The 3,176-nt window shown below is 69.7% G+C and carries 1 protein-coding gene; it reads right to left on the bottom strand.

All coding sequences use genetic code 11. The features are described from left to right. A partial coding sequence (locus tag ABT025_RS39295) for a type I polyketide synthase (protein ID WP_351003616.1) occupies positions 1-3,176 on the bottom strand: 3,176 nt, incomplete at both ends.

Here is a 3,176-nt window from a genome sequence, read left to right as displayed (position 1 = left end):
CGGAACAACGCAGTCTCCACCGCGAACAACCCCGCCTGAGCGAACATCGTCCCGTTCAACAGACCAGCATCCTCACCCCACACCACCTCACGCAGGGAGCGGCCCAGCCGGGCGTCCAACTCAACCAGCACCGCATCGAACGCCTCCGCGAACACCGGAAACGCCCCATGCAGCTCGCGGCCCATACCAAGCCGCTGCGCACCCTGACCCGTGAACAGGAACGCAACCTTGCCCGCCGACCGCGCAGCCCCCCGCACCACCGACGAGGACGGCTCCCCCGTGACCAGTGCGGTCAGGCCCCGGACCAGTTCCTCACGGTCCGACACCGCCACCACCGCACGATGCTCCAGCACCGCACGCGACACCACCGACGAGAATCCCGCATCCAACAGCGAAGGAGAGGAGTCCCCCTCCATCAGAGCAAGCAGCTTCCCGGCCTGCGCCGACAGCCCGACCTCACTCCGCGCCGACAACACCACAGGCACCACAGGCAGTTCGGCCGCCGCAACCGCCTCCGGCTCCTCCACCACCGGAGCCTGCTCCACGATCACATGCGCGTTCGTCCCACTCAGTCCGAACGACGACACACCCGCACGCCTCGGTCGATCCCGCACCGGCCAGGCACGCGACTCCGTCAACAACTTCACCGCACCCGCGGCCCAATCCACCTGCGGCGTCGGCACATCCACATGCAACGTCCTCGGCAGCACACCATGCCGGATCGCCTGCACCGCCTTGATCACACCGCCCACACCGGCAGCCGCCTGCGCATGCCCCAGGTTCGACTTCAACGACCCCAGCCACAACGGATCGCCCTCCGGACGCCCCTGCCCGTACGTTGCCAGCAACGCCTGCGCCTCGATCGGATCACCCAACCGGGTCCCCGTCCCGTGCGCCTCCACCAGATCCACCTGATCCGACGAAATCTGCGCATCAGCCAACGCCGCACGGATCACCCGCTGCTGCGACGGACCATTCGGAGCCGTCAGCCCATTACTCGCACCGTCCTGATTGACCGCACTGCCCCGCAGTACCGCCAGGACCTCGTGCCCGAGCCGCCGGGCGTCCGACAGCCGCTCGACCAGCAGGACACCGACGCCCTCGGACCACGCGGCACCGTCCGCGGCACCCGCGAACGACTTGCACCGGCCGTCCTTCGCCAGCCCGCGCTGACGGCTGAACTCCACGAAGACCTCGGGCTCCGACATGACGGCCACGCCGCCCGCCAGCGCGAGGGAGCACTCTCCGGAGCGCAGCGCCTGGATCGCGAGGTGCAGGGCCACCAGGGACGAGGAGCACGCGGTGTCCACCGTCATCGACGGGCCTTCCAGGCCGAGTACGTAGGAGATCCGGCCGGAGGCGATGCCGCCCGTGCTCGCGTTGTGGGCGTAGTCGTGGTACATCATTCCGGCGAATACGCCGGTCCGGCTCTCCTTGAGGGAGAGCGGGTCGATGCCGGCCCGTTCGAACGCCTCCCAGGAGGTCTCCAGGAGGAGCCGCTGCTGCGGGTCCATGATCAGGGCCTCGTTCGGGCTGATGCCGAAGAACGCCGGGTCGAATCCGGGTGCGTCGTCGAGGAACCCACCGCGGGCGACATAGCTGGTGTCCGGCCGTATGCCTTCAGGGTCGTAGATCTTCCGCAGGTCCCAGCCCCGGTCGGTCGGGAAGTCGGAGATGAGGTCGGCGCCCTCGGTCACGGCCTGCCAGAGGGCTTCGGGTGAACCGACGTTGCCCGGGTAGCGGCACGCCATGCCCACGATCGCGATCGGGTCGTCGGCGTGAGCGGCGGGGTTCGTGCGCACTGCGGGGAGGGCGGCCGTCGCGGGTGCGTCGGCGCCGGACACCTCGGTGAGCAGGTGGCGGGCCAGGGCCACAGGGGTGGGGTAGTCGAAGACGACCGTGGCGGGGAGACGGAGCGCGGTGGCGTCGGCCAGTGCGTTGCGGAACTCCACCGCGCGCAGGGAGTCGAAGCCGAGGTCCTTGAACGCCTTCTCCGGTTCGATGGCCTGGAGTGAGCTGTAGCCGAGGACGGAGGCGACCTGTTCGAGGACGACCTCCAGCATGACGCCTTCGCGCTCGGGCTCGGCGAGGCGTGCGAGCCGCTGCTGAAGGCCGTTCGCCTCGACATGGCCCGTGGCCTTGCGCCGGGTGACGACCGGGACGAGGGTGCGGAAGAGTTCGCGGCTGCTTTCGCCCTGGGCGCGTACGGCGGCGAGGTCGAGCTGCACCGGAACCACCACCGGCAGGTCCATGCGCAGGGCTGCGTCGAAGAGGGCCACGCCCCGTTCCGAGGAGATCGGGAAGACGCCGCCCACGGACGAGATACGGGAGCGTTCGGCGCCGGACAGCTTGCCGGTCATTCCGCTGGCCTCGTCCCAGAAGCCCCAGGCGAGGGACTGGGCGGGGAGCCCTTCGGCCCTGCGGTACGTGGCCAGCGCGTCCAGGAACGCGTTCGCCGCGGCGTAGTTGCCCTGGCCCGCGTTGCCGAAGGTGCCGGCCACGGAGGAGAAGAGGACGAAGGCGGCGAGGTTCATGCCCTGCGTCAGCTCGTGCAGGTTCAGCGCCGCATCCACCTTCGGACGCAACACCGCCCCCACCCGCTCAGGCGTCAGCGAACCGATCACCCCGTCATCCAGCACACCCGCCAGATGCACCACACCCACCAACGGCCGATCCACCGGAATCGCCCCCAGCACACCCGCCAGGGCCTCCCGGTCAGCCGCATCACACGCCTCGACCACCACCTCGGCTCCCAAACCGGTCAACTCCGCAACCAGCTCCCCCACACCCTCCGCCCCGGCACCACGCCGACTCGTCAACACCAACCGCCGCACTCCACGCTGCACAACCAAATGACGCGCGAACAATCGGCCCAACGTCCCCGTACCACCCGTCAACAACACCGTCCCCACGGAGCCGAACTCCACGCCGCCTTCCTCATCGGCCGGCTGTGCCGTGCGCACCAAGCGGCCCAGGTGCGCACGTCCCTCGCGCACCACCACCTGCGACTCGCCCAGGGCTGCCACCTGTGCCACCTCGGCGAGTTCGTCCAGCTCGCCGTCCAGCAGCACCACCCGCCCGGGATTCTCCGACTGCGCCGACCGCACCAACCCCCACACAGCCGCACCGGCCACATCCGACAGACCCTCACCCGCCAACGCAACCGCACCCACCGT

The organism is Streptomyces sp. NPDC002809, assembly GCF_040295435.1.
Lineage (GTDB): Bacteria > Actinomycetota > Actinomycetes > Streptomycetales > Streptomycetaceae > Streptomyces.
Note: the sequence above shows the minus strand (reverse complement) of the source record. Positions and strands in the feature narration are given on the sequence as shown.